Genomic DNA, 2,542 nt, shown 5'->3' with positions numbered 1-2,542 from the left:
TCAGCACGGTGAGAGGGCCGAGCGCTGCTTCGGCGGTGTCGATCGCCTGCGCGATCGAGGCGGTGTCGGTGACGTCCATGGCGACCGCCGCCGCGCGGCCGCCCCTGGCGGCGATCTCTCCCGCCAGCGCCTCCAGCTTGCCGGTCTGGCGCGCGGCGAGCACGACGGCCGCGCCACGCGCCGAGAGGACGCGCGCGAACTGGCGGCCCAAGCCCTGGGATGCACCGGTGATGAGGATGATTTCTTTACTGACATCGAATAGGTCTGACATGGCGATATCCCGCGGGAGCAGGCCCATTGATACAGACGATTTTAGCGGTCGGGAACCCCGTAGCCTGAGGTCGTGCCCCCATGAACACCTTCGATCTCGTCATCATGCTCGTCCTGGTCTTCGCCGTGGTCACCGGTTTTTCGACCGGCCTGTTGCGCAGCGCGCTGACCATCGTGGCCTACCTGTTCGCGATGCCGATCGCGGTGTGGGTGATGTCCTACGTTCCGCCGCTGGACGAGCAATATGCGTCCCCGCTCGGCCACAATGCGGGTTTCTTCTTCGGCGCGTTTCTGCTCATCGGCATGGCGCTCGGCAAGCTCGCGCGCATGATGGTGGACAACGCCGTCGGAGACGATCCCTCCCTCCTCGACCGGCTCGGCGGCGCGGCGCTGGGGGCGTTGCGCGCCGGGCTGATCGCGACCTCGGTGGTCCTGGTGTTCGACCGCATGATACCCGCAGGCCACCAGCCGTCGTTCCTGCAGGGATCGCAGTTCAGGCCGATCTTCTCCAGCATCGCGAAAAAGGGCTTTCGCTCGCTGCCGCCGGAGGCCGCCGCCGCGATCGACCGTATTCAACAGCGCATCTAGCCTTGCATTTTAGCGCATCGCGGTCCCTTACCAGGACCCCCGGGTTTGGCTAAAGTCCCTGCCTCAAGCAGTCGCTTCAAGCCAAACGGGAGTGAAACACGTGGATCTCGGGATCAAGGGCCGCCGCGCTATCGTCTGCGCATCGAGCAAGGGACTGGGCCGCGCCTGTGCGATGGCGCTCGCCAACGAGGGCGTGCATGTCACGATTACCGCGCGCGGCGCCGAGGCGTTGAAGCAGACCGCCGACGACATCCGCAAGGCCCATCCCGGCGTCACCGTGACCGATATCGCCGGCGACATCACGACGCCGGCGGGCCGCGAGGCCGTGCTGAAGGCCTGCCCCGAACCGGACATCCTCGTCAACAATGCCGGCGGCCCGCCGCCCGGCGATTTCCGCAACTGGACCCGTGACGACTGGATCAAGGCGATCGACGCCAACATGCTGACCCCGATCGAGCTGATCAAGGCAACGGTCGACGGCATGATGGCGCGCAAGTTCGGCCGCATCGTCAACATCACCTCGGCCGCGGTGAAGGCGCCGATCGAGATCCTCGGGCTCTCCAACGGCGCCCGCGCCGGCCTGACCGGCTTCATTGCCGGATTGTCGCGCAAGACCGTGATCAACAACGTCACCATCAACGGCCTGTTGCCGGGCCCGTTCGACACCGACCGCCTGCGCAATACCGCCAAGGCGGAAGCCGAGAAGCGCGGCCTCACGCCGGAGCAGGTGCAGGCCGAACGCGCCAAGCTCAACCCGGCGGGGCGCTTCGGCACTCCGGAAGAGTTCGGTCTGTTCTGCGCGTTCCTGTGCGGTGCGAAGGCCGGCTACGTCACCGGGCAGAACATCCTGCTCGACGGCGGCGCCTTCCCGGGCACGCTCTGACCGATGCGCGCGGTCTGGTACGAACGCTGCGGGCCGGCGGCGGAGGTGCTCCTCTATGGCGAGCAGCCGACGCCGGTCGCGGGTCCCGGCGAGGTGCGCATCCGCCTGGAGGCGTCGGGCGCCAATCCGGCCGATGTCGGCCGCCGCGCCGGCAATTATCGCGGGCTCGAGTTTCCCCTCGTGATCCCGAACAGCGACGGCGCCGGCATCATCGACCAGGTCGGCGAAGGCGTGACGCGGCTGAAACTGGGCCAGCGGGTCTGGCTGTTCAACGGCCAACGCAACGGCCGCGCCCTTGGCACCGCGGCAGAATATATCGCGCTTGCCGAGCAACTGGTGACGCCGCTGCCGGACACGCTGTCGTTCGCGCAAGGCGCCACCCTCGGCATTCCCGCCATGACCGCATGGTGCTCGCTGTTCGCGGACGGGCCGATCGCGGGCAAGACGGTGCTGGTGACCGGCGGCGCCGGCGCGGTCGGGCATTATGCGGTGCAGCTCGCGAAATGGGGCGGCGCGAAAGTGATCGCGACCGTGAGCTCGGCGGCGAAGGGCGAGCAGGCGCGGCTTGCCGGCGCCGATCTCGTCGTGAACTACAGGACGGAAGATGTCGTCGCTCAGGCGCTATCCTTCACCGGCAAGCGCGGCGTCGATCATGTGGTCGAGGTCGATTTCGGCGGCAATATCGCGACCACGCCCAGGCTGATGGCAATGAACTCGACCATTGCCGTCTATGCCACCCAGGGCAACCGCACGCCGGTGGTGCCGATGCGCGAACTGATGGAGAGATGCGTCAATCTGCGG

The 2,542-nt window shown here is 67.3% G+C and carries 4 protein-coding genes; 3 read left to right on the top strand and 1 reads right to left on the bottom strand.

Translation table 11 applies throughout. From position 1 onward, the window contains the following. Positions 1–271: SDR family NAD(P)-dependent oxidoreductase (locus tag JOY90_RS14920; protein WP_291691886.1), on the bottom strand; the 271-nt coding region annotated here is incomplete at its 3' end. 80 nt (positions 272–351) lie between these two features. Here JOY90_RS14920 and JOY90_RS14915 point away from each other — a divergent pair. The 3 genes from JOY90_RS14915 to JOY90_RS14905 form a co-directional block, all read left to right on the top strand. Beyond that, a complete protein-coding gene (locus tag JOY90_RS14915; protein WP_291691885.1) occupies positions 352–858 on the top strand; it encodes a CvpA family protein in 507 nt (168 codons plus the stop codon). A gap of 100 nt (positions 859–958) precedes the next feature. After that, positions 959–1,741 carry an SDR family oxidoreductase gene (locus tag JOY90_RS14910; RefSeq protein ID WP_291691884.1) on the top strand — a complete coding sequence of 261 codons (783 nt, stop codon included), beginning with the start codon at positions 959–961 and terminating at the stop codon, positions 1,739–1,741. A 3-nt stretch (positions 1,742–1,744) separates the two neighbouring features. Further along, a partial coding sequence (locus tag JOY90_RS14905; protein ID WP_291691883.1) for an NADPH:quinone reductase occupies positions 1,745–2,542 on the top strand: 798 nt, incomplete at its 3' end.

It is taken from the genome of Bradyrhizobium sp., from assembly GCF_019242285.1.
Taxonomy (GTDB): Bacteria; Pseudomonadota; Alphaproteobacteria; order Rhizobiales; family Xanthobacteraceae; genus Bradyrhizobium.
Note: the sequence above shows the minus strand (reverse complement) of the source record. Positions and strands in the feature narration are given on the sequence as shown.

Coding starts and splice junctions, on each gene's coding strand:
- JOY90_RS14915 (WP_291691885.1), top strand. CDS start 352: ATGAACACCTTCGATCTCGTCATCATGCTCGTCCTGGTCTTCGCCGTG.